We start from the raw sequence: 19,446 nt of genomic DNA on the forward strand, positions 1-19,446 counted from the left end.
AGTGAGCGTTTTATTGAGCAACGATGAGTTTTACAGTGTAAGTGATTTCACCACTGTAGAGTGAAAGGGTGTAGATTCCCGGCACTTCAGGAGCGTCAAATTTCCAATCGAAGCTAGAAGCAAAGGGTAAATCTTCGATTTCCAATACGTGACCTTGCATATCGGATAAGGTCAATTTTAAAGGATGGTCACCTGTTATATCCTGAACAGACAAGGTGGTGCGCTGACCTCTTGATGCAGGGTCAGGAAAGAGTCGAATGGTAGGCTTCGCGATTTGAAAGGGGGCTTCTGTGGAGGAAGTATTAGCGATGACCTTAGAAGAGATCATATTGCCATTCTCATCTACAATTTTTACTAGATATTGTCCTTCTCCTAATACGTTGGAAACAGGATGATTTTCATAAGGTTTGCGAATGCTTGAACCATTCGACATGTCCTGAACTTCTACAAATAACTTTTCCTCCTCTTCCGAAGAGAGGGATACGGTTAATTCATTGTTCGTCACTTCGGCGGTAAAACGATCGCAGTCACGAATACTCTTAGTTGTAAAGTAATAGTGACGATAGTTTTCCAGTAGAATCAAGGGTATCTGATACTCTTCATCGGCAAGTAAAACGTTCTTGGGCAAATAAAGGAACGAACTGCCGTCGGTTAGAAATAGCGAATCGTTTTCATCCGATTTTTCGTGAAGAGGAATGCGAACGATTAATTGATGTGCGGTGGAATTCCAATTTTGAAGTTGAAGTTTCCACTGTGAAAGTGGATGATGTCCGCCACTTGAGCAAGACAATCGCTGTGAACGCTGCTGTTTGCTTTCGGAAAGAATGATAAAGGCATCGTCTTCGATTTCCACATTAGGTTGAGTACCAATGGACTTCACTTCATCTAAGGCGACCAGTACTTGAGGCCCTCTTGTGGTGATGGTTTGAGTTTGAAGAAACTGCTGTTGATCTAAGCGACCAACACCTAATACGCGAACGTGATGTGATCCGTCTATTTGACGATTCCAATAGGTGTAATTATCGGCACGTAAATAATCCCTCCAAATCTCATCCTCATTATGGGTTACGGTAATAGAGTACTTCAAGGCGAGGTAGGAGTTTACTTTTCTCCGCTCTTCTCTTGAGAGACTTTTAGGGTAAATCACGAGTTCAGCTATCTCAAACAATGACGTGTCGCCCACGGTAAGTGGAGCCCTCGATTGTCGGGCATAACGTTGAGAAGCTACAGTCTCTATCGTTACGATGGCCGGAACATCCTCCGTAAAACGAATAGGACTGGAAACTCTTCCAAACTGTATGTGGTCGTCGAAAATTCGAATATCTCCGATGCCCATAAATTCACCTCCCGTCTGGGAAAGCGACTTGGGTTTTAGTACAAAAAAAAGTGTTGATGCACCTTGCAGATTTACGAGATCTTCTTCGTTTTCTAAATCGAGTAGATTGAATGTGTGGTGATTTCCAATGGTGGATGGTAAGTTAGTCTGTGCATGCCATAGGCTTTGACCATCTACACCACCAGGTGCGTTTTGGCTAAAAGCGATGGTGGAAATCAAGGATGAAACGAAAAAACTAAAAACATGCCATGGATAAGAGCGAGAGACCATGAAATACCTTTTAGGGTTTAGTGATATTTGGTGCGCAAATTAGTTCTAATTTTGAAAAGACATGTTAAAATTTGAATATTTCACATAACACCTTTTTTTAAGAGAATTCTTCAAGCCTTCTTAGCTTTGTAAGCGTGTTTCAGTAATCTTTTTATATGAAGTCTCTCATCGCCATTCTTCTCTTCTGTCTTTCAATTTCATCCCTTTCCCAAACCACGTTGACGGTTACCAATCTCAATGACTCTGGACCGGGATCGCTGCGCCAACAGGTGTTCAACTCCAACAGTGGTGATCACATTGTGTTTGATGCCTCTTTGTTGAATAATGGAAGCGACACCTTATTCTTGAATTTCCCAATTATTGTTGATAATGGATTAAGTATAACTGGACTTATTCGAGGAGGTGATACTTTGTTTATCAGCGGTCACGACTCAACGCAGATCTTTTACATGGACTTTTCCAACATCCCAGGTCAGGAAGTGTACCTGGATAGTTTGGCGGTGATTGATGCGAAGAAATATGCGCAGGATGGATCAGTGACGAATCACAATGGTGGAGCCATTTTTGTGTCAAACCTTGATTTATTAACCATTGCAAACTCACTTTTTGAAAATTGTCGAACTACAGGAAGTGGTAACGGAGGTGCTATTTTCAGCACACATACTCCTCTTACTATATTTAACACTTCGTTTGTGTCTAATTCTACTGGTAGCACAACAGTTGGAAACATGGATATTAGGGGGGGCGCAATTGAACTACGGAATAGTTCATTATCCCTATCTAACTGTACGTTTAAGAAGAATCATTCTTTTGATCGCGGTGGAGCCGTTTATTTGAATACAGGTGACTTTGTAGTGATTAACTCCACTTTTATAGAGAATCGTATTGGTCCTGATTTTTACGCTATGGGGGGGGCAATTTGTGCATTTGGTGACTTTGAAGGAATAATCGAGAATTCTGTTTTCACAGGTAATAGTACATCAGGGAATGGCGGAGCACTACGCTTCATTAGTTTTTCAGTTTTTAACTCCAATGTCCTTATATCTAATTCATTATTAAATAGAAATGTTTCTGCGGGTATTGGAAGTGCATTGTTTTCTACAGAAGTTAATTGCTCCATTAATCGCTCGAGTATTGTCGAGAATAAGTCAATATCTGCTGGGACAGAGCCGGTACACATTGTTGGCGCTGTACTTGAGTTGAATGAGACGTCCATTACTAAAAATGAAACCAATCAGAACTCTGGAGTTTTGAATATGCGAAATGGGGAGCTCCATATTCGTAATTCAACTATTTATAACAATGTTGGAGGAAGTAATGTTGAAGCCATTAATTTGGGAACTAATCCGATGGATTCAGTAAGTATTTCGAGTTCAATTATTACTCATAATGGTTCACCTACTATAAGTCCAGATCCCAACATCAACTCCCTCGGCAACAACATCTTCTCCGACTCACCTTCATTTGCCATAGCCAGCGACCAAACCAATATCGATTCCACAACGCTAGCCTTAGAACCACTAGCCATGAATGGAGGGCTAACGCCAACGATGCTTCCGGGTCCAACAAGTGTGGCCTTGAACATGGGTAACCCCACAGATTTCTCAGACGCACAAAATGGCCCCATCTATGGTCGCAGAGATATAGGTGCCGCCGAACGACCTGTCATTTCATATGATACCACTTCTGCGTGTACTCCTGTGAGCTGGTGGGGAAACACCTATGGCACGGCGGGAACATATTTAGATACCGCTTACAATGCGAACTCCATTGACTCTGTTGGAGTATTGGTGCTAGAACTTCAAGACACTTCCGTTTTTGATCTCGATGGAACTTTGTATGCCAGTGAAGAGGATACCAATACCACCTATCAATGGGTGGATTGCGACAACAACTACGCTGTCATTGTCGGCGCTACAAGTCGAGGTTTTCTTCCACCAGCCAATGGTAACTACGCCGTGATTCTTACCAATCAAAACTGCGTAGATACCTCCTCTTGCATCAGTTACAATCGCTTTAGTATTTCCGAAAGAAGTACAACTGAAGATTGGTTGACATTTTATCCCAACCCAACGTCGGGAGTCATTCACTATTCATTCACTGGTAATGCACCGATGCAAGTAGAGGTGCTTGATCTAAGCGGGCGCAATGTCACGACGTTTGAACTTGATGGAGAAACAACTCTTCAGCTTCCGAGTCTTGCTAATGGCACGTACCTCTTGCGTTGGATGGGAAGTCAAGGTGAGGTTCAGGTGGATAGGATTTGTGTGGTTGAGTAGGGTGTTGGATTAAAGGGTTTTAGAGGTTTTAGGGGTTTTAGGAGTTTAAGAGGTTTATGGTGCTTCGAGGGTTTGTCAATGGCGAGAGGTTTAGCCTAGAGTCTATGGGGTAATGAGTGTTTCACTCAGCTATAATGATCCAGTGGGGCTATTGACCAACTGCTGCCTCATTGCTCAGCAAACTAAACAAGTACAAATCGAAGAATTCCTCTTCAAAATAGACACAATGGCGAAGGGTGCCTTCTTTATGGAAGCCGCATTTTTCGAGCACACGGATGCTGGCTTTGTTGGAAGTGCGTGCATAGGCTTCCATTCTGTGAATGTTCATGTGCTCATAGCCATAGGCGAGACACGCTTTGACGGCTTCGGTCATGTAACCATGGCCAACAAAGTTGAGGTCCATTCCATACCCTACTTCAGCAAGCCTGTTGGATTTTTCCCAGCGCCACATACCCGCATATCCAATGGGTTCGCCGGTAGATTTTAGTTCTAGTATCCATTGAACGCCCGTGTCGTTGGCGTAGCGATCTAGTACGTTTTGCAAAAATGCTTCAGCTTCAGAAACATCCTTAAGCAATGGCCTGTTCATGAATTCCATGAAGGCTGGACTGGAACGCAAGGTGAACATCCACGGTGCATCTTTTAACGAAGCGGGCCGTAAGCGCAGACGATCGGTTTCCAGGGTGGGGATTTCCATATTTAGGAGAGCTTTTCAGCCAAGGCTGCCATAACCTTTCGCGGGTTCTTTCCTTCGTAAAGGATTTTGTAAACGGCATTGGATATAGGCATCTTCACTTCGTAATCACGCTTTACACTCTTGATAAGCTTGGTGGCATAGTATCCTTCCGCTACCATGTTCATCTCTAACATGGCTGAACGAACGGTGTAGCCCTTGCCTATCATGGTTCCAAAGAGACGGTTTCTACTGAATTGAGAGTAAGCTGTAACAAGTAGGTCGCCCAAATATGCAGAGCCAGTAATGTCACGCTTAATAGGGTGAACGGCTTTGATGAATTTCTTCATCTCGCGGGTGGCGTTGCTTACCAATACAGCCTGAAAATTGTCGCCGTAGCCTAAGCCGTGACAAATACCGGCAGCAAGCGAGTAGATATTCTTAAGGACGGCCGCATATTCAGTACCGTAGATGTCATCTGAGGTTGAAGTCTTGATGAAATCACAAGCAAGCGACTTGGCCATGAATTTGGCGTGCTCTTTTGTTTGACTCGCTGCAGTGAGATAGCTCAATCGTTCCAAAGCAACTTCTTCTGCATGACAAGGTCCCATAATCACCCCAATGTTTTCAATGGGAACATTGTAGTTCTGATTCAGGAATTCGCCTACAATGACGTTTTCATCTGGAACAATCCCCTTGATGGCAGAAAAGATCACCTTATCGCTGATGGGGACAGAAAGATGCTCAAGCGAAGGTTTTAAGAAGGCACTCGGTATGGCGAAGATCAAATAATCGGATTCCCCTACCAAGTGGTCTAGATCGGTAGTGATGTCGATTTTTTCTGTTGGTAACTCTATGGATGTGAGGTACTTTGGGTTGTGGTGGTATCGCTTAACGTGTACCACGCTTTCCTCGTCTCTCATCCACCATCCTACGTAATCGTTGGTTTCACTGAGTATCTTCACAAGGGCGGTGGCCCAAGAACCTCCACCAATAACGGAGATGTATGGTTTCTTATCTGTGTCTTCGTTCTGCATGTGTCTTTTTAGAAAGTGAGTTCAAACTCCATTTCTTTTTCTTCGCGCAACACTTTTACTGTGGTGCTATCGCCGGGTTTGAATGCCCCGAGCGCACGCATGTAGGCGTAAATATCGGCAATGGGATATTCACCAAGTTGAGTGATGACGTCATCGGGAAGGAGGCCTGCTTTGGCTGCGGGCTTTCCATCGGTAACGCCATCTACTTTAACCCCAGGGCCGCCAAAGATATAATCTGGAATGATACCTAGGGTAACGTTGAATCGAGGGGTTGTGCTCTGCTCTGCGTCATTGGTCTTTTGGAAGGTGAGTTCGTCAGGAATGGCGTTGGCAATCCTTTCGATGTAATCGGCCACCTCAATCAGTCCTTTGTAGTTGATTTTATCTGGGTCGTCCGACGGTTTGTGATAATCGTCGTGCGTTCCCGTAAAAAAGTGCAAGACAGGGATGTCTTTTTGGTAGAACGAAGTGTGATCGGAAGCGCCTGTTCCACCCTTGCTCGATGAAATGGCCAATGATGTGGTGTTTTCACCTTCGATGATATCATCCCATTCTACGGCTGTTCCAGTTCCAGAAATGAGTAGCTCCCGATCTTCACTCAATCGTCCAATCATATCCATGTTGAGCATGGCAACTACTTTGGAAAGGTCTACTGTAGGATGTTCAGAGTAATAATCGGAACCAATGAGTCCTCTTTCTTCACCTGAGAAGGCAATAAAGAGCAAGTTGTGATTGGGTGCAATAGACGTTGCGTTGCGAGCGAGGTAGAGAAGTCCTGTCGTTCCACTGGCATTATCGTCGGCGCCATTGTGAATAGCGGATTCACCGCGGTAAAGAGAGTTCTCTCCGCCATAGCCCAGATGGTCATAGTGAGCACCAATGATGATGGTGGATTCCATGCCACGGTCGGCGTAACCTATTACATTATAGCCCATCACTTGCGCCGGCAAGAGCTGAACACTTATGGAAACTTCGCTTCCATCTACAATGTCTTTAGCATCAGCCATGAACCATGCGGGAAGTCCACTTGGAATACTAGAGTTGTACGAGCTTTGAGGCGGTTGAGCAGTACGGTCGGTTTGGGTGAAAACAACGCCCACAGCACCGTGTTCCTTTGCATTCGAAATGCGATAATCCAAGCCGTGATATTTCATGTACTGAGAGTGGGGGTGAATGCCGTCAGGTGAGGAGATGTCGATGATGGCAATTTTACCCTCCACTAACACTTCGTTGTAATCGTCGTGTTCCAGTTCTGGAGCAGTGATGCCGAAGCCTACGTGTACAGCTTCGCCCTTCGCTGTTGCATTCTCGGAAAAGCGAACAGGGAAAATGGTTTTGGAAGGATGATATTCCGCGTCTCCAATCTGCAATTGATTGGACTCGGGCATCATGGTCATTGCAATGGGAATGGGGAAGGCTTGGAAATAATTCTCTTCTCCCAGTGGAGCGAGTTCAGCATCCTTGAAAACATTCACGATGTGATTGGCTGCCACTATGATTTCACGGGAACCCGGAGAACGACCTTTCAAACTATCGGAAGCTAGGAAATAGAGGTCGGCACGTGCAGAGTGAATGTCGCCCGATTGAGCAAATGCACAAGGGGATAGAAGCGCTACACTGAAGGTTGCTAAAAGCCACTTTTTCATGGAGTTCAATTTTGAAGCCATGAACAAAGATAGGACTCTTAGGCTTGGACTTTCTTTTTGCGCTGGAAGAATAGGAGGAGAATTACCCCAACGGTAATGGCACTGTCGGCCAAATTGAAAATAGGTCGGAAGAAGACAAAGTGCTCACCACCCCAAAACGGCACCCAATCGGGTAAGAAGCCGCGGTAAATAGGGAAGTAGAGCATGTCTACTACGTTTCCTTGAAGGAATCCAGTGTAGCCGCCACCTACTTGGGATATGCCTGTATAACTGACCCATTCTCCCATTTCGGCATTGTACACAAGACCCGTGTCGAAGATCAATCCGTAAAAGGCAGAGTCAATCATGTTTCCAACCGCACCTGCAAAGATGAGGGCAATGGCTGTGAGTTGAACACTTCCTGCATTTTTAGCGATGGATCTTTTGAGCCAAATGAAAATCCCTCCAATGGCAAATAACCGGGCGATACTCAGAATGATTTTCCCCGTATTTCCACCCCATTCCAATCCAAATGCCATACCTGGATTTTCAATGAAGTGAATGTGAAACCACGATGTGATGGGCTCGCTGTGATTGTAGCCCATGGTGGTTTTTACCCAAAGTTTCAATGCCTGATCAGCGATGAGAACCGCCAATACAATGAGGAGAGATTTTTTCAAATCACTGTTTGTTTTTCGCTTCGATGCTAAGCGTTGCGTGTGGAACCAATCGCAGGCGTTCTTTAGAAATCAACTTTCCAGTAACACGGCAGATTCCGTACGTTTTGTTTTCGATTCGGATAAGAGCATTCTTCAAATCGCGAATGAACTTTTCCTGACGAGAAGCTAGCTGCGAAGCCGTTTCCTTACTCATGGTTTCAGATCCTTCTTCAAAAGATTTGAATTGAGGAGAGGTGTCCTCTGTACCGTTGGCAAGGTTGTTTTGGAATTGTTCGCGAAGAATGTGGAGATCTTCTACCGCTTTTTCCATTTTCTCCTGGATGATGGCTTTGAATTCATCAAGCTCTTCATCGGAGTATCTAACTTTTGGTTCGTCGCTCATGGCCTCTTTATTAAAACAGAATGTGCGAATATAGTTTTTTGCACCTCTTATCAAAGTGCTTTTTTCACTTACACCTTCACAATGTTAATATTCAGTTTGAATTCATCAATCTCTACCTCAGTGGCTTCGCTGTTTTCAGACCAGCTCCATCGTTCGGCAAGGACTTCTGAACATACATACGATTCGTTGGCCTCAATGGCTTGCTTCAATTCTTCAGAACCTGAAAATTCTATGGCAATTCGATCTGTTACATCCAATCCAGAATCTTTTCTGTGGTTCTGAACGCGGTTGACAACTTCACGAGCCAAGCCTTCTTTTGTCAATTCATCGTCTAGCGTAATGTCTAACGCTACGGTTACACCGCCTTCTGAAGCAACAAGCATACCTGGAATGTCTGCCGTGCTGATTTCTAGATCGGCTGCTTCCAAGACTACTTCCTGTCCACCCAGTTCGAGTGTTTTAGAACCTGTGGATTCAATTTCAGAAATAGCCGCAGAATCCATTTGGTTTACGGCGCCTGCAATTTGCTTCATAAGCTGACCGTACTTCGGACCGAGGGTTTTGAAGTTCGGTTTGGCTTTCTTAACGAACAATCCGGCAGATTCGTCTACAGCCTCAATTTCTTTGACATTGACCTCAGATGCTACTAACCCTTCTATGGCAGAAAGTCTCGCTTTGAATGCGTCATTCAATACGGGAACCATCACTTTGCGAAGCGGCTGGCGAACGCGAATTTTCTCTTTCTTTCTCAAGCTGAGAACCATGGAGCTCAATTGCTGAGCGAGCTGCATGCGCTTCTCTAGGTCAGCGTCAATGGCAGTGCTATCCACCACAGGGAAGTCAGAAAGGTGAACGCTCTCGGCCTTGTCTTTACCCGTAGCTGCGTTGAGGTCGCCATACAGTTTCTCCATGTAGAACGGAGCCAAAGGCGCACCCAATTTTGCAATGGTTTCCAAACAAGTATAGAGGGTTTGGTAGGCCGATAGTTTGTCGGTTCCCATTTCTCCTTTCCAGAAACGACGGCGACATAAGCGCACGTACCAGTTGCTGAGTTTATCGTTCACAAAATCTCCTACTGCGCGGAATGCACGAGTGGGCTCATAGTTCTCAAGGCCATCGGTAACTTCGGCAATGAGAGTGTTGAGTTCGGAGAGAATCCAACGGTCAATTTCGGGACGATCGGTGAGAGGAACGTTCTCTTCGCTGTAGGTAAATCCGTCAACATTGGCATAGAGTGCAAAGAATGCATAGGTGTTGTACAGTGTTCCGAAGAACTTGCGACGTACCTCTTCTACACCTTGTAGATCGAATCGAAGGTTGTCCCATGGCTGCGCATTGGTAATCATGTACCAACGTGCGGCGTCTGGGCCGTATTTATCCATGGTTTCAAATGGATCAATGGCGTTGCCCAATCGCTTGGACATCTTCTGGCCATTTTTGTCCAATACCAATCCATTGCTTACCACATTCTTGTATGAAATGCGATCGAATACCATGGTGCTAATTGCGTGAAGGGTGAAGAACCAACCTCTGGTTTGGTCTACGCCTTCGGCGATGAAATCAGCCGGGTAAACTTCGTTGGAATCAACGCGTTCTTTGTTTTCAAATGGATAGTGCATCTGAGCATAAGGCATTGATCCAGAGTCAAACCACACATCAATCAAGTCGGCTTCGCGCTTCATTGGTTTGCCTGTAGAGCTCACCAAAAGAATGCGATCGGCATACGGACGGTGAAGGTCTACTTTGTCGTAGTTTGCTTCTTCCATATTGCCCACTTCAAAGTCGGCGTATGGATTCTCTTCCATGACACCGGCTTCAACAGCCTTGTTGATTTCGGTCATCAATTCTTCCATAGAGCCTACAACAATGCGCTCATCGCCTTCTTCGGTACTCCAAATAGGAAGTGGAATGCCCCAGAAGCGAGAACGGCTGAGGTTCCAATCGTTTAAGTTTTCCAACCAGTTGCCAAAGCGCCCTGTTCCAGTGCTTGCTGGCTTCCAGTTAATGGTTTTATTGAGTTCAATCAAGCGATCTTTAACGGCTGTAGATCGAATGAACCAGCTGTCCAATGGATAGTAAAGCACCGGTTTATCGGTTCTCCAACAGTGCGGATAGCTGTGAACGTATTTCTGAACTTTAAATGCGCGGTTGGCGGTTTTGAGGTGGATGGCGATTTCTTCATCTACACCCAATTCTGGCATTTCATCGTCGTTGTAGTACTCCTTTTTCACGTACTTGCCACCGTGCTCGCCCACGCTTTCGACGAATCTACCTTGAAGGTCAACCAATGGAACGGGGTTGCCATTTTCGTCGAGAATCAACATACCCGGAACGCCGGCCGCTTTGGCAACCTTGGCGTCATCTGCACCAAAGGTTGGAGCGGTGTGAACGATACCCGTACCGTCTTCGGTGGTAACGAAATCACCTGGAATTACGCGAAACGCTTTGTCCGCATCTTCAAAAGGCAGTGCCCATGGAAGGAGTTGTTCGTAGTTCAAGCCCACCAATTCTGAACCGGTGAAAGTGCGAACTACATTCCAAGGAATATTCTTCTTGTTGCCATCCCAATCCGCAACCTCTCCTTTGTGATCTTCTTTCAGGTAACTGCTCAATAGAGCGGTTGCCAAAACCACTTGTATAGGATCTCCTGTGTACGGGTTGTAAGTGCGTACAAGGCTGTATTCAATCTTTGGACCTACCGTTAGGGCAGTGTTTGAAGGCAGTGTCCACGGAGTGGTTGTCCAAGCGAGTAGGAAGGTTTCATCGTTGCCAAAAAGCGCTTTCGATTGCTCGCTTTCAACCACTTTAAATTGAGCCGTAATGGTCGTGTCGGTTACATCGCGATAGGTACCTGGCATATTCAACTCGTGTGAAGAAAGTCCAGTTCCCGCCTTTGGCGAATACGGCTGAATGGTATATCCCTTGTAGAGCAGGTCTTTGTTGTGAATTTGCTTCAACAACCACCAAACAGATTCGATGTATTTGGTTTTGTAGGTGATGTACGGATCTTCCATATCCACCCAATAGCCCATGTCTTCGGTAAGCTTGTTCCAGATGTCGGTATAGCGCATCACGGCCTTTCTACAGGCTTCGTTGTACTCTTCTACCGTAATGGATTTGCCGATGTCTTCCTTGGTGATCCCGAGCTCTTTCTCCACGCCGAGTTCAACGGGAAGACCGTGGGTGTCCCAGCCTGCTTTGCGCACAACTTTGTACCCTTGCTGTGTTTTAAAACGACAGAAGAGGTCTTTGATGGTACGACCCATTACGTGGTGAATACCCGGCAAACCATTGGCAGAAGGCGGACCTTCATAGAATACAAAGCTCTCGTTTCCATCGCGGGTAGAGACGCTTTTTTCGAAGGTGTTTTCCTCTTTCCACTTCGCCAAGATTTCTTGGTGTACAGCGGACAGGTCTAAATGTGAGTATTCTTTATATGGCTTCGTGCTCATCGTCAAGGACTTTCGGCAAAATTAGATGCGCGAAAGTACGAAAAGCAGCTATGAAAGTGAAGCGATGTGCGGCCTTTGCTCAATCAGTGTATGACCAGCTAGTAAAGTAGGTGGGAAAGCAAAAATGACCAACCGGAGTTCACAGTGAAAACCAGTCGGCCATTTTACGTTGTAAAGAGGAGTAATACCGATTATTTGTTCGGTCTACTCGGGCGAACTTCAATTTTGCTAGGAAGTGTTCTCGGGTTCATTTTGAACAGATCCACGACAATTTCTCCAATGTCTTCAGGTTGAATTTTCCAGGCATCCGCATCCGAAGGTTCATGGTTGTTGAAATGCGTTGCAACTGAACCCGGCATAATGGTGCTTACATTGATACCATGGTCGCGCAAATCGAGCATAACGGCTTGCGTGAAACCTGTTAGTCCAAATTTGCTCGCATTGTATGCAGAAGCGGTTGGGAAGAAATTGGTTCCGGCCAAGCTGGAAATGGTAATGATATATCCCTTGGATTTTTTCAGTTCTTCCAAGGATGCTTTGATGGTGTAGAAAACCCCAGTTAAGTTGGTGTCAATGGTGTCGTGCCACTGTTCTTCGGTAAGGTCTTCAATCGATGCAAAATGACCTAGTCCGGCATTCGCAATTACATAATCAATCTGACCAAATGCACTAACGGTTGCTGCTACGGCCGCATCCATAGACGCTCTGTTTCTCACGTCGGCTTCAAGACCAAGCGCATCACTAGCTACAGATTTTGCCGCAGATTCTGCAGCGTCCTTTGAGCGTGAAGTAAGCGCAATTTTAACTCCCTGTTGATGGAGGGCGTGGGCAATCCCCAAACCGATTCCTTTCGATCCTCCTGTTATAAGTGCTACTTTTCCTTTCATCTGTGTGTATTCGTTTTCCTGCTAACAAAAAAACCGCCTCAGAGTTTGTCTGAGGCGGTTGAATTATAAATCACATTGATCTAGTAAACGTAACGAATACCAAGGGCAATGGTATTGATGTCGAAGTACGTGTTTTGAACGAGCCAGAAGTTTGGACGGATATCCAAGCTCAACTGTAGTGGGATATTGAAAGTGTATTCAATACCGATCTGGCCTGTAGCGCCTAATCCAAATCCATCGTGACCTTTTCCGTCGTAGTCGGTGTCGTGGCTTTCAATTCCCAATGAAGCACCAGCTCCTACATACCATTTGAAGCTGTTTTGAATAGGCATCACCCATTGGTAAACTCCAGAAAGGGCAATTCGACTGTATTTGTCACCCGAATTGATTCCTCCATCTATCTCCAAACGGTTTCCTCCAAATGGAGTTTGCCATGAAACTTCTGTTCCTACGCCTGCGCCGCCTCCAAATCGTAAACCGATCGCACTCTGAGCATTCGAATACAAGCTACCGAATAGCATGCACGCTAAAACAATGATTGATTTTCTCATAATCTCGCAATTAGGATGTTGTTGGTCTAATTAGTGTTCGATTAAAAATACGTGATTCCTGCGAATGTTAAAGGTTTTACAAGAATTTCTTCTTCGTGTTCTGTTATATTAGACCTATGAAAGTGACCATTTACGCACGCTTACTTCTTATTGTTGGCTCGTTTACCTCTGCTGCTCAGAGCGATATCGATTCAGTGAGCGCATTGGATACCTTGGACAGTGGTTCAGTGATAAAAATTGCCGTGAAGCATGCTCCTCCCTTTGTTTTTGTAGATGAAACGGGAGTTCATGGACCCATTGTCGATTTTTGGGAGCACATCGATCGCAGCCTAGGATGGTCGTCGGAGTACATCGTTTATTCTGATATTCCTTCTATTTTGAAAGCGGTAGAGTCGGGCGAAGTTATGATGAGTGTGAATCCAGTAACGGTAACTTCTGATCGCTTGGATCGGGTAGATTTCACACAACCTTTTTATATCACGGATACCGCAGTAATGCGCGCAAAGTCGAGTCCGTATTTGAATTTCCTATCCTCTCTGTTTAGTTGGAAGTTCTTGTCGGCCATGCTCGGTTTAGGGGTGATCATCCTCATTTTTGGCTTCATTGTTTGGCTGATTGAACACCGGAAGAACCACGAGTTTAGAAAGGGCTACAAGGGTATTGGCGATGGTTTTTGGTGGAGTGCTGTAACCATGACTACCGTTGGATATGGCGACAAAGCACCAAAGACACCAATGGGTAGAACTGTTGCTTTTGTATGGATGGTTGCAGGCGTAGTCGGGATTTCGAGTTTAACCGCTGGAATTGCATCGTCACTTACCACTCAAAACCTAAAGGATCAAATCCACAGTGTTCGCGATCTGCGAAGCTTCAAGATTGCCACCATTGAAGGTACCAGTTCGGATCACTATTTGTCCCGTTTCAACGTGCCATTCGTACGCGTTTCTAGCATCGCCGAAGGAATGGAAATGGTAGTGGACGATGAAGTAGAACTCTTTGTGTACGACAGGGTACTCATGTACAATACGCTCGTGAATTCTCCTTTTGTAGACGATCTAGAGATTCTTCCGAATGGAATTCGAACGGATTATTACAGCTTCCCTATGTCGAGGGATCACCAATTACTTCCCAAGGTAAACCCACTTCTTGTAGAGCGATTGAATAGCGTGGATTGGATCGCGATTCAGGAGCGGTATGGGATTGAGTGAGGCTTCGCAGGTTGACTTCGTCAGGGGCTTCGCAGGTGGACTTCGTCAGGGGCTTTGCAGGTTGACTTTGTCAGGGGCTTCGCAGGTTGACTTCGTCAGGGGCTTTGCAGGTTGACTTTGTCAGGGGCTTCGCAGGTTGACTTTGTCAGGGGCTTCGCAGGTGGACTTCGTCAGGGGGCTTCGCAGGTTGACTTCGTCAAGGGTTTCGCAGGGGGGCTGAGGGCGCCCTTGTCGGACACCAGACTCCTGCTCGCTGTAGACCTTAGACTGCCATCTACACCGTTGCTACGCACTTCAACTCAATCGCGATAGGAGTGGGGAGGCTGTTGATTTCAACTGTGGTGCGGCAAGGTTGGTTATCCTTAAAGTATTCGGCATAAATGCGATTGAAGGTGTGGAAGTCACGCTTCATGTTCACGAGGAAAACCTGAACGTCTACAAGTTTGTCCCAGCTCGATCCAGATGCCTCTAGAATTTTGCGAACGTTTTCAAATACACTGTGAACTTGGGCTTCGAAATCAAATTCCAAGAAGTTGCCATTGTGGTCGAGTTTTAGTCCGGGAACACCACTGTCGTTTGCATCACTACCTGCGGTTCTAGGGCCAACGCCTGATAGAAATAACAAATCTCCAACACGTCTTGCGTGAGGGTAAAGTCCAACGGGTTTCGGTGCGTCTTGTGCGTTAATCTTACTCATAATTACATTAAGTGATCTCCGTGTTCGGGTTCAATGGATTCTGGTAAATCAGGTTCTCCTAGCATTTCTAGAAGGTTGCGTTCCAAGGTGCGAGTGAGTGCACTCATTGGCGTGTCCGATGGTTCGTTCTCAAATGGATTCATCACCATCATTCCATTGAAGAAAGTGGTGTAGAATACGTAGCCAATGACCCATCCAAAGAGCATGGCCCACCATTCACTAAGCTCAAACAATGCCATGGCATTAATGCTGATGAAAAGGAAGATGAAGAACTTGGTGAAGAATACGTAACTCGTAGGGAACACGGTGTTTTTGATGCGTTCACATTTGCCCATTTCATCCGTCATGCGCACCAAAAGTTCGTCCATAGCCTTGAATCGAAACTCATCGGTGTGTCCGGCTTTGTGCAATTTGTGGAGGTCTTCGGCTTGCTGTTGAAGGAGGAGGTTGTTTTGATGTTTTGCAGTGAGTACGGCTTCTCTTTCACCTTCCTCGAGATAGAGCAAGAAGGTGGTTGAATCTACTTTTCTCAGGTTGTTCTTCAAGCAGTGTAACCAAGCTAAGTGCCGTTTTACCATCTTGACTTTTAATGCACTCGTTGAAGGGGTTTCATCAATATAGGTGAGTACGCTTCTGGCCCAAGAGCGAGAGTCATTCACGATTTCACCCCAGATCTTGCGCGCTTCCCACCAACGGTCGTAGGCTTGGTTGTTCAAAAAACCAATAAAGAAGGCGATGGCCGTACCCAATACGGAAGCCAATAAGGACGGCATTTGAAAGTAATCAGAAATGAATTTGTCGTAGGCGAGAAGTCCCACTCCTACTTCTAGGAGTATGATGAGGTTGATGCGCCAAGTTCTGCGCAGCACTTCCGAAATCGTCCAATTCTTTCTGATGAGCATGGGTCAAAGATAAGGCCTGAGAGTTTAGGCCACACTTGCTTCCCTTCGCACTACCTCATAATGACGATCAATACAGTTTAATCGCTCATTTTGGATTTCTTTGGTGAAGGTCATGAAGCGATCGAGAATATGAATCGACGCGCTATTTCTTACATCGGCTTCTGCATAAATGCGACTGATGTTTTCAAAGGTCAATCCGTATTCGATGAGAGCTGGACACAATTCAGTAGCATATCCACGTCCCCAGTGTTCGACGAGAATTCGGTATCCAATTTCCAAGGTTGTATCGTCAAAAGGAACCAATGCCACCGTTCCAATAAAGGCTTCAGTCTCCTTGTTCACAGCTGCCCAAATCAGCTTGTCAGGGCGCTGTTTGGTGTAGTTTTCGATAATGTTGAGGAGGTCGTCTTTGGCTTCGGCTGGTGTAGCCGCGTTCGAATTCGTGTAACGAACGATATCAGGATTACCTTCCAATTTGGTAAAGGAAGGCAAATCGGACATTGACAATTCTCGAACGATGAGACGGTCAGTTTCAAAAATCATGATTTCCGATTCTTACTTGCTTTTGCTTTGGGGTTGAATGCGAGGCACCAATTTACCCATTGTTCTAGTTGATTTTCGGTGTCGAATCCATCGGGTTCCACGGAAACATATCCCTTCATGGGTTTTCCAGTGAATTCCATGGCCTTTGCGCCAATCTGTTGCAGAGCCGTTTCTTGGAGTTCTTCTCCCACTCGGCACATCAACTCATTCTTTATGACGCCAATGCACATCTTGTGGTTGACCATAAAGGCTACACCACCGAACATTTTTTTCTGCTCAAATGCGACAGATTTACTCTGTAAGATGCGGTCCACTCGCTCCGCTGCATATTCGTCGTAGGCCATTCCCGAAATTTAGGGAATAGGAATTATACGACGGAAAATATTGCAGAAATAAAGTAGAAAAAAACCCTGACGATGCAATCGCATGTCAGGGTTGAAACTTATCTGTTTTTGTTGAAGTTTTTCTTGCCTTTGCTTCTCGGTGGACGATCTGTGAAACTGCGGTCTGCGGTTTCTTTTCCGTCCATTTGATCTACAAATACTTTTCTTCCAAAATATTTCCATCTCTTGAAGGCTTGGAAAGCTTCAGAACTTCTTTGCTTATCGAGTTCAATCATGGTGTGATCTTCGTGAATGCGAATCTTGCCGATTTCGATTCCCTTAATTCCACGCATGCGATTGATTTCCTTCATCAAACTTCCTTTGTTGATGCGGTCTTTGGCGCCAAGAGATAGTTTGAATACGGCAAATTCACCGGATCCTCTACGCTCTCTGTCACCTCTATCACCTCTGTCGTCACGATCACGACCTCTGTCGCGGTCATGTCCACGGTGGTTGAGATCGGCTGCTTTCTCGTATTCGTTTACGAACTGTTGAAGTGCCAAACCGGCTACGCGGTGAAGGAGTTCCGTTTTGTCCAATTCCGCCAATCCTTCGTCAACAATTGGCCAAAGCTCTTGAAGAGACTCTGGATTGCTTTCTGAATTGAGGACTTGTTGAACCCAGAATCTCGCACGAGCAGCCACAACTTCTTTACCTGACGGAAGGTCAATTTGATCAAATGGTTTTTTGATCAATCGCTCGATTTCACGAAGCTTTCTACCGTCGCGCATGTGAGCGAGAGCAATAGAAACACCTGTGCTACCCGCACGACCCGTTCTACCAGAGCGGTGAACATATACCTCAGGATCGTCTGGAAGTTGGTAGTGAATAACGTGAGTTACTTCTTTAACGTCCAAACCACGTGCAGCTACGTCTGTAGCAACGAGTACTTGTAGACTCTTATCGCGGTAGCGGCGCATAACAACGTCGCGTTGGTTTTGATTCAAATCGCCGTGAAGTGCATCTGAATTGTATCCATCACGAATGAGTTTGTCGGCGATGTCTTGGGTTTCAATCTTAGTTCTACAGAAGATGATACCGAAGATGTCTGGGTGTGCATCCAAAATACGACGAACAGCTTCGTACTTGTCTTTGGCGTGCACGGTACAAACCTGGTGCGTAATGTTAGCAGAAGAAGAGTTCTTTGCTGCGGTAGCAGTTTCTTCTGGATCGTTCATGTAGTTGCGAGCGATACGAGCAATTTCTGGAGAAATTGTTGCAGAGAACAACCATGTTTTTCTCTCTTCGTTCGCTGTACTCAAAATGGCATCCAAATCGTCTTTGAAGCCCATGTTGAGCATTTCGTCAGCCTCGTCAAGTACAAGTGTTTGTAGGTGAGAGAGGTCAAGTTTTCCTCGTTTCACCAAGTCGAGAACACGACCAGGAGTACCAATGACAACTTGCGCACCACGGCTCAAGGCTTTGATCTGATTGTAAATGGGAGCACCTCCGTAAACCGCAAGGGTTGTTACAGATTTCATGTTGGCGCTGAATTTTTCCAAGTCGCTTGTGATCTGAAGACACAATTCACGAGTTGGACAAAGAACCAATGCTTGAACTTGGTAGAAGTCATCCTCGATAGCATCGAGAAGAGGAAGGCCGAAAGCTGCGGTTTTACCGGTTCCGGTTTGAGCTAGACCAATGAGGTCACGCTCGCCTACCAAAAGTTTTGGAATTGCTTCTTGTTGAATGGGTGTAGGAGTCTCGAATCCAATAGAATTCAAGGCCGCTAGAATCTCTGGGCGTAACCCGAGATCGGCGAAAGTCTGCATAAAAAGGACCTTTAAGTACGTTGCTTGCGCAACCTGTGGCCCAGTTTATACCCGAATCATCTACTGCGCGGGCCAGTTTCGCTTAGATGCCGTTTCGAAGGCGCAAAAGTAGTGAAATTCAATGGGATATGATTATTTATATGGACTTTATTTTATTCTTGGATAGAATTGAGCACTAAATCGAGGAAGGAGTGCATGTAATCAGGCGACTGTAGATTGGCTAAATCACTGGCGTTCGACATGAATCCGGGATTGATGATGAGGCTCGGATGAACGGAGTTTTTCAGTACGTAGAATTCACCCTCTTCAATGTTAACTTCACGGAAAGTACTCAGATGTGCGACCATCTCATCTCGGAGTAAAATTTCCTCATCACTGCAACCGATCTTGGTGTAAAGCATGGCGCCGTTTTTATCAGTGTGCTCACCGGCGTCGTTCATGTGAATAGAGAGAAGAATGGCTTTTCCGTCAAATGAATTGGCTCTTTCTATTCGGGTTTTCAGATCGAGGTATTCGTCGTTTTCTCGAATCATCATCACTTCCATTCCTCGCTCTTCTGCTTGATTTTTGAGCGTCGTAGCCCAAGCCAAGTTGAGATCGGCTTCTTCGAGGTTGCCAACAATGGATCCTGGGTCTTTACCACCATGCCCAGCATTGATGATGAGTACTGGGGAATCATCAGAATCAAAAAGGGCGAATGTGCTTCCTACTAGGGAAAGGAAGGCGAAGAGGGCAAGTGATTTCATGGTTGAGAAGTTAGATGTTTTTT

The 19,446-nt window shown here is 45.5% G+C and carries 17 protein-coding genes; 2 read left to right on the forward strand and 15 right to left on the reverse strand.

The annotated features are described in order from the left end of the window. Positions 1–10 precede the first annotated feature (10 nt). Positions 11–1,606, reverse strand: a complete 1,596-nt coding sequence (locus tag F8C82_RS13085; RefSeq protein ID WP_151694039.1) for a T9SS type A sorting domain-containing protein — start codon at positions 1,604–1,606, stop codon at positions 11–13. 155 nt (positions 1,607–1,761) lie between these two features. Here F8C82_RS13085 and F8C82_RS13090 point away from each other — a divergent pair, with 155 nt between their 5' ends. Then, the gene (locus F8C82_RS13090) at positions 1,762–3,885 is read left to right on the forward strand and encodes a T9SS type A sorting domain-containing protein (protein ID WP_151694040.1); all 2,124 of its coding nucleotides are present in this window, start codon (positions 1,762–1,764) and stop codon (positions 3,883–3,885) included. 148 nt (positions 3,886–4,033) lie between these two features. Here F8C82_RS13090 and F8C82_RS13095 read toward each other — a convergent pair whose 3' ends face one another. The 8 genes from F8C82_RS13095 to F8C82_RS13130 form a co-directional block, all read right to left on the reverse strand. Continuing rightward, positions 4,034–4,582 (reverse strand): GNAT family N-acetyltransferase, encoded by a 549-nt coding sequence (locus tag F8C82_RS13095; protein ID WP_151694041.1) that lies wholly within the window; start codon positions 4,580–4,582, stop codon positions 4,034–4,036. A 2-nt stretch (positions 4,583–4,584) separates the two neighbouring features. Continuing rightward, on the reverse strand, positions 4,585–5,595 hold the full coding sequence (locus F8C82_RS13100; RefSeq protein WP_151694042.1) for an NAD(P)H-dependent glycerol-3-phosphate dehydrogenase: 1,011 nt from the start codon (positions 5,593–5,595) through the stop codon (positions 4,585–4,587). 8 nt (positions 5,596–5,603) lie between these two features. Continuing rightward, positions 5,604–7,241 carry a M28 family peptidase gene (locus tag F8C82_RS13105; protein ID WP_170266263.1) on the reverse strand — a complete coding sequence of 546 codons (1,638 nt, stop codon included), beginning with the start codon at positions 7,239–7,241 and terminating at the stop codon, positions 5,604–5,606. A 38-nt stretch (positions 7,242–7,279) separates the two neighbouring features. Further along, a complete protein-coding gene (locus tag F8C82_RS13110; protein ID WP_151694044.1) occupies positions 7,280–7,900 on the reverse strand; it encodes a lipoprotein signal peptidase in 621 nt (206 codons plus the stop codon). 1 nt (position 7,901) lies between these two features. Further along, positions 7,902–8,282, reverse strand: coding sequence for a TraR/DksA family transcriptional regulator (locus F8C82_RS13115; RefSeq protein ID WP_151694045.1), 381 nt, complete (start codon positions 8,280–8,282; stop codon positions 7,902–7,904). Between the two features lie 68 nt (positions 8,283–8,350). Next, the gene (gene ileS, locus F8C82_RS13120; RefSeq protein ID WP_151694046.1) at positions 8,351–11,734 is read right to left on the reverse strand and encodes an isoleucine--tRNA ligase; all 3,384 of its coding nucleotides are present in this window, start codon (positions 11,732–11,734) and stop codon (positions 8,351–8,353) included. A gap of 191 nt (positions 11,735–11,925) precedes the next feature. Beyond that, positions 11,926–12,621, reverse strand: a complete 696-nt coding sequence (locus F8C82_RS13125; RefSeq protein ID WP_151694047.1) for an SDR family oxidoreductase — start codon at positions 12,619–12,621, stop codon at positions 11,926–11,928. Between the two features lie 80 nt (positions 12,622–12,701). Then, entirely contained in the window at positions 12,702–13,172 is a 471-nt protein-coding gene (locus tag F8C82_RS13130; RefSeq protein WP_151694048.1) for a porin family protein, read from the reverse strand. A gap of 116 nt (positions 13,173–13,288) precedes the next feature. Between F8C82_RS13130 and F8C82_RS13135 the strand changes: the two genes are divergently transcribed. Beyond that, complete coding sequence (locus F8C82_RS13135) at positions 13,289–14,380, forward strand: transporter substrate-binding domain-containing protein (protein ID WP_151694049.1); 1,092 nt, start codon at positions 13,289–13,291, stop codon at positions 14,378–14,380. Positions 14,381–14,654: 274 nt separating this feature from the next. Here the strand turns inward: F8C82_RS13135 and F8C82_RS13140 are convergent, their stop codons facing one another. The 6 genes from F8C82_RS13140 to F8C82_RS13165 all read right to left on the reverse strand — a co-directional run bounded on the left by F8C82_RS13140 (position 14,655) and on the right by F8C82_RS13165 (position 19,423). Continuing rightward, entirely contained in the window at positions 14,655–15,077 is a 423-nt protein-coding gene (locus F8C82_RS13140) for a RidA family protein (protein WP_151694050.1), read from the reverse strand. Between the two features lie 2 nt (positions 15,078–15,079). Further along, positions 15,080–15,979, reverse strand: a complete 900-nt coding sequence (locus tag F8C82_RS13145) for a bestrophin family protein (protein ID WP_151694051.1) — start codon at positions 15,977–15,979, stop codon at positions 15,080–15,082. A 24-nt stretch (positions 15,980–16,003) separates the two neighbouring features. Continuing rightward, entirely contained in the window at positions 16,004–16,522 is a 519-nt protein-coding gene (locus F8C82_RS13150) for a GNAT family N-acetyltransferase (protein WP_151694052.1), read from the reverse strand. Beyond that, positions 16,519–16,866 (reverse strand): TfoX/Sxy family protein, encoded by a 348-nt coding sequence (locus F8C82_RS13155; RefSeq protein ID WP_151694053.1) that lies wholly within the window; start codon positions 16,864–16,866, stop codon positions 16,519–16,521. The genes F8C82_RS13150 and F8C82_RS13155 overlap by 4 nt, the downstream gene beginning before the upstream one ends. Positions 16,867–16,964: 98 nt before the next feature. Beyond that, positions 16,965–18,677 carry a DEAD/DEAH box helicase gene (locus F8C82_RS13160; protein WP_151694054.1) on the reverse strand — a complete coding sequence of 571 codons (1,713 nt, stop codon included), beginning with the start codon at positions 18,675–18,677 and terminating at the stop codon, positions 16,965–16,967. A 152-nt stretch (positions 18,678–18,829) separates the two neighbouring features. Continuing rightward, positions 18,830–19,423, reverse strand: a complete 594-nt coding sequence (locus F8C82_RS13165; RefSeq protein WP_151694055.1) for an N-acetylmuramoyl-L-alanine amidase family protein — start codon at positions 19,421–19,423, stop codon at positions 18,830–18,832. Positions 19,424–19,446 lie beyond the last annotated feature (23 nt).

The organism is Phaeocystidibacter marisrubri, assembly GCF_008933165.1.
GTDB lineage: Bacteria > Bacteroidota > Bacteroidia > Flavobacteriales > Schleiferiaceae > Phaeocystidibacter > Phaeocystidibacter marisrubri.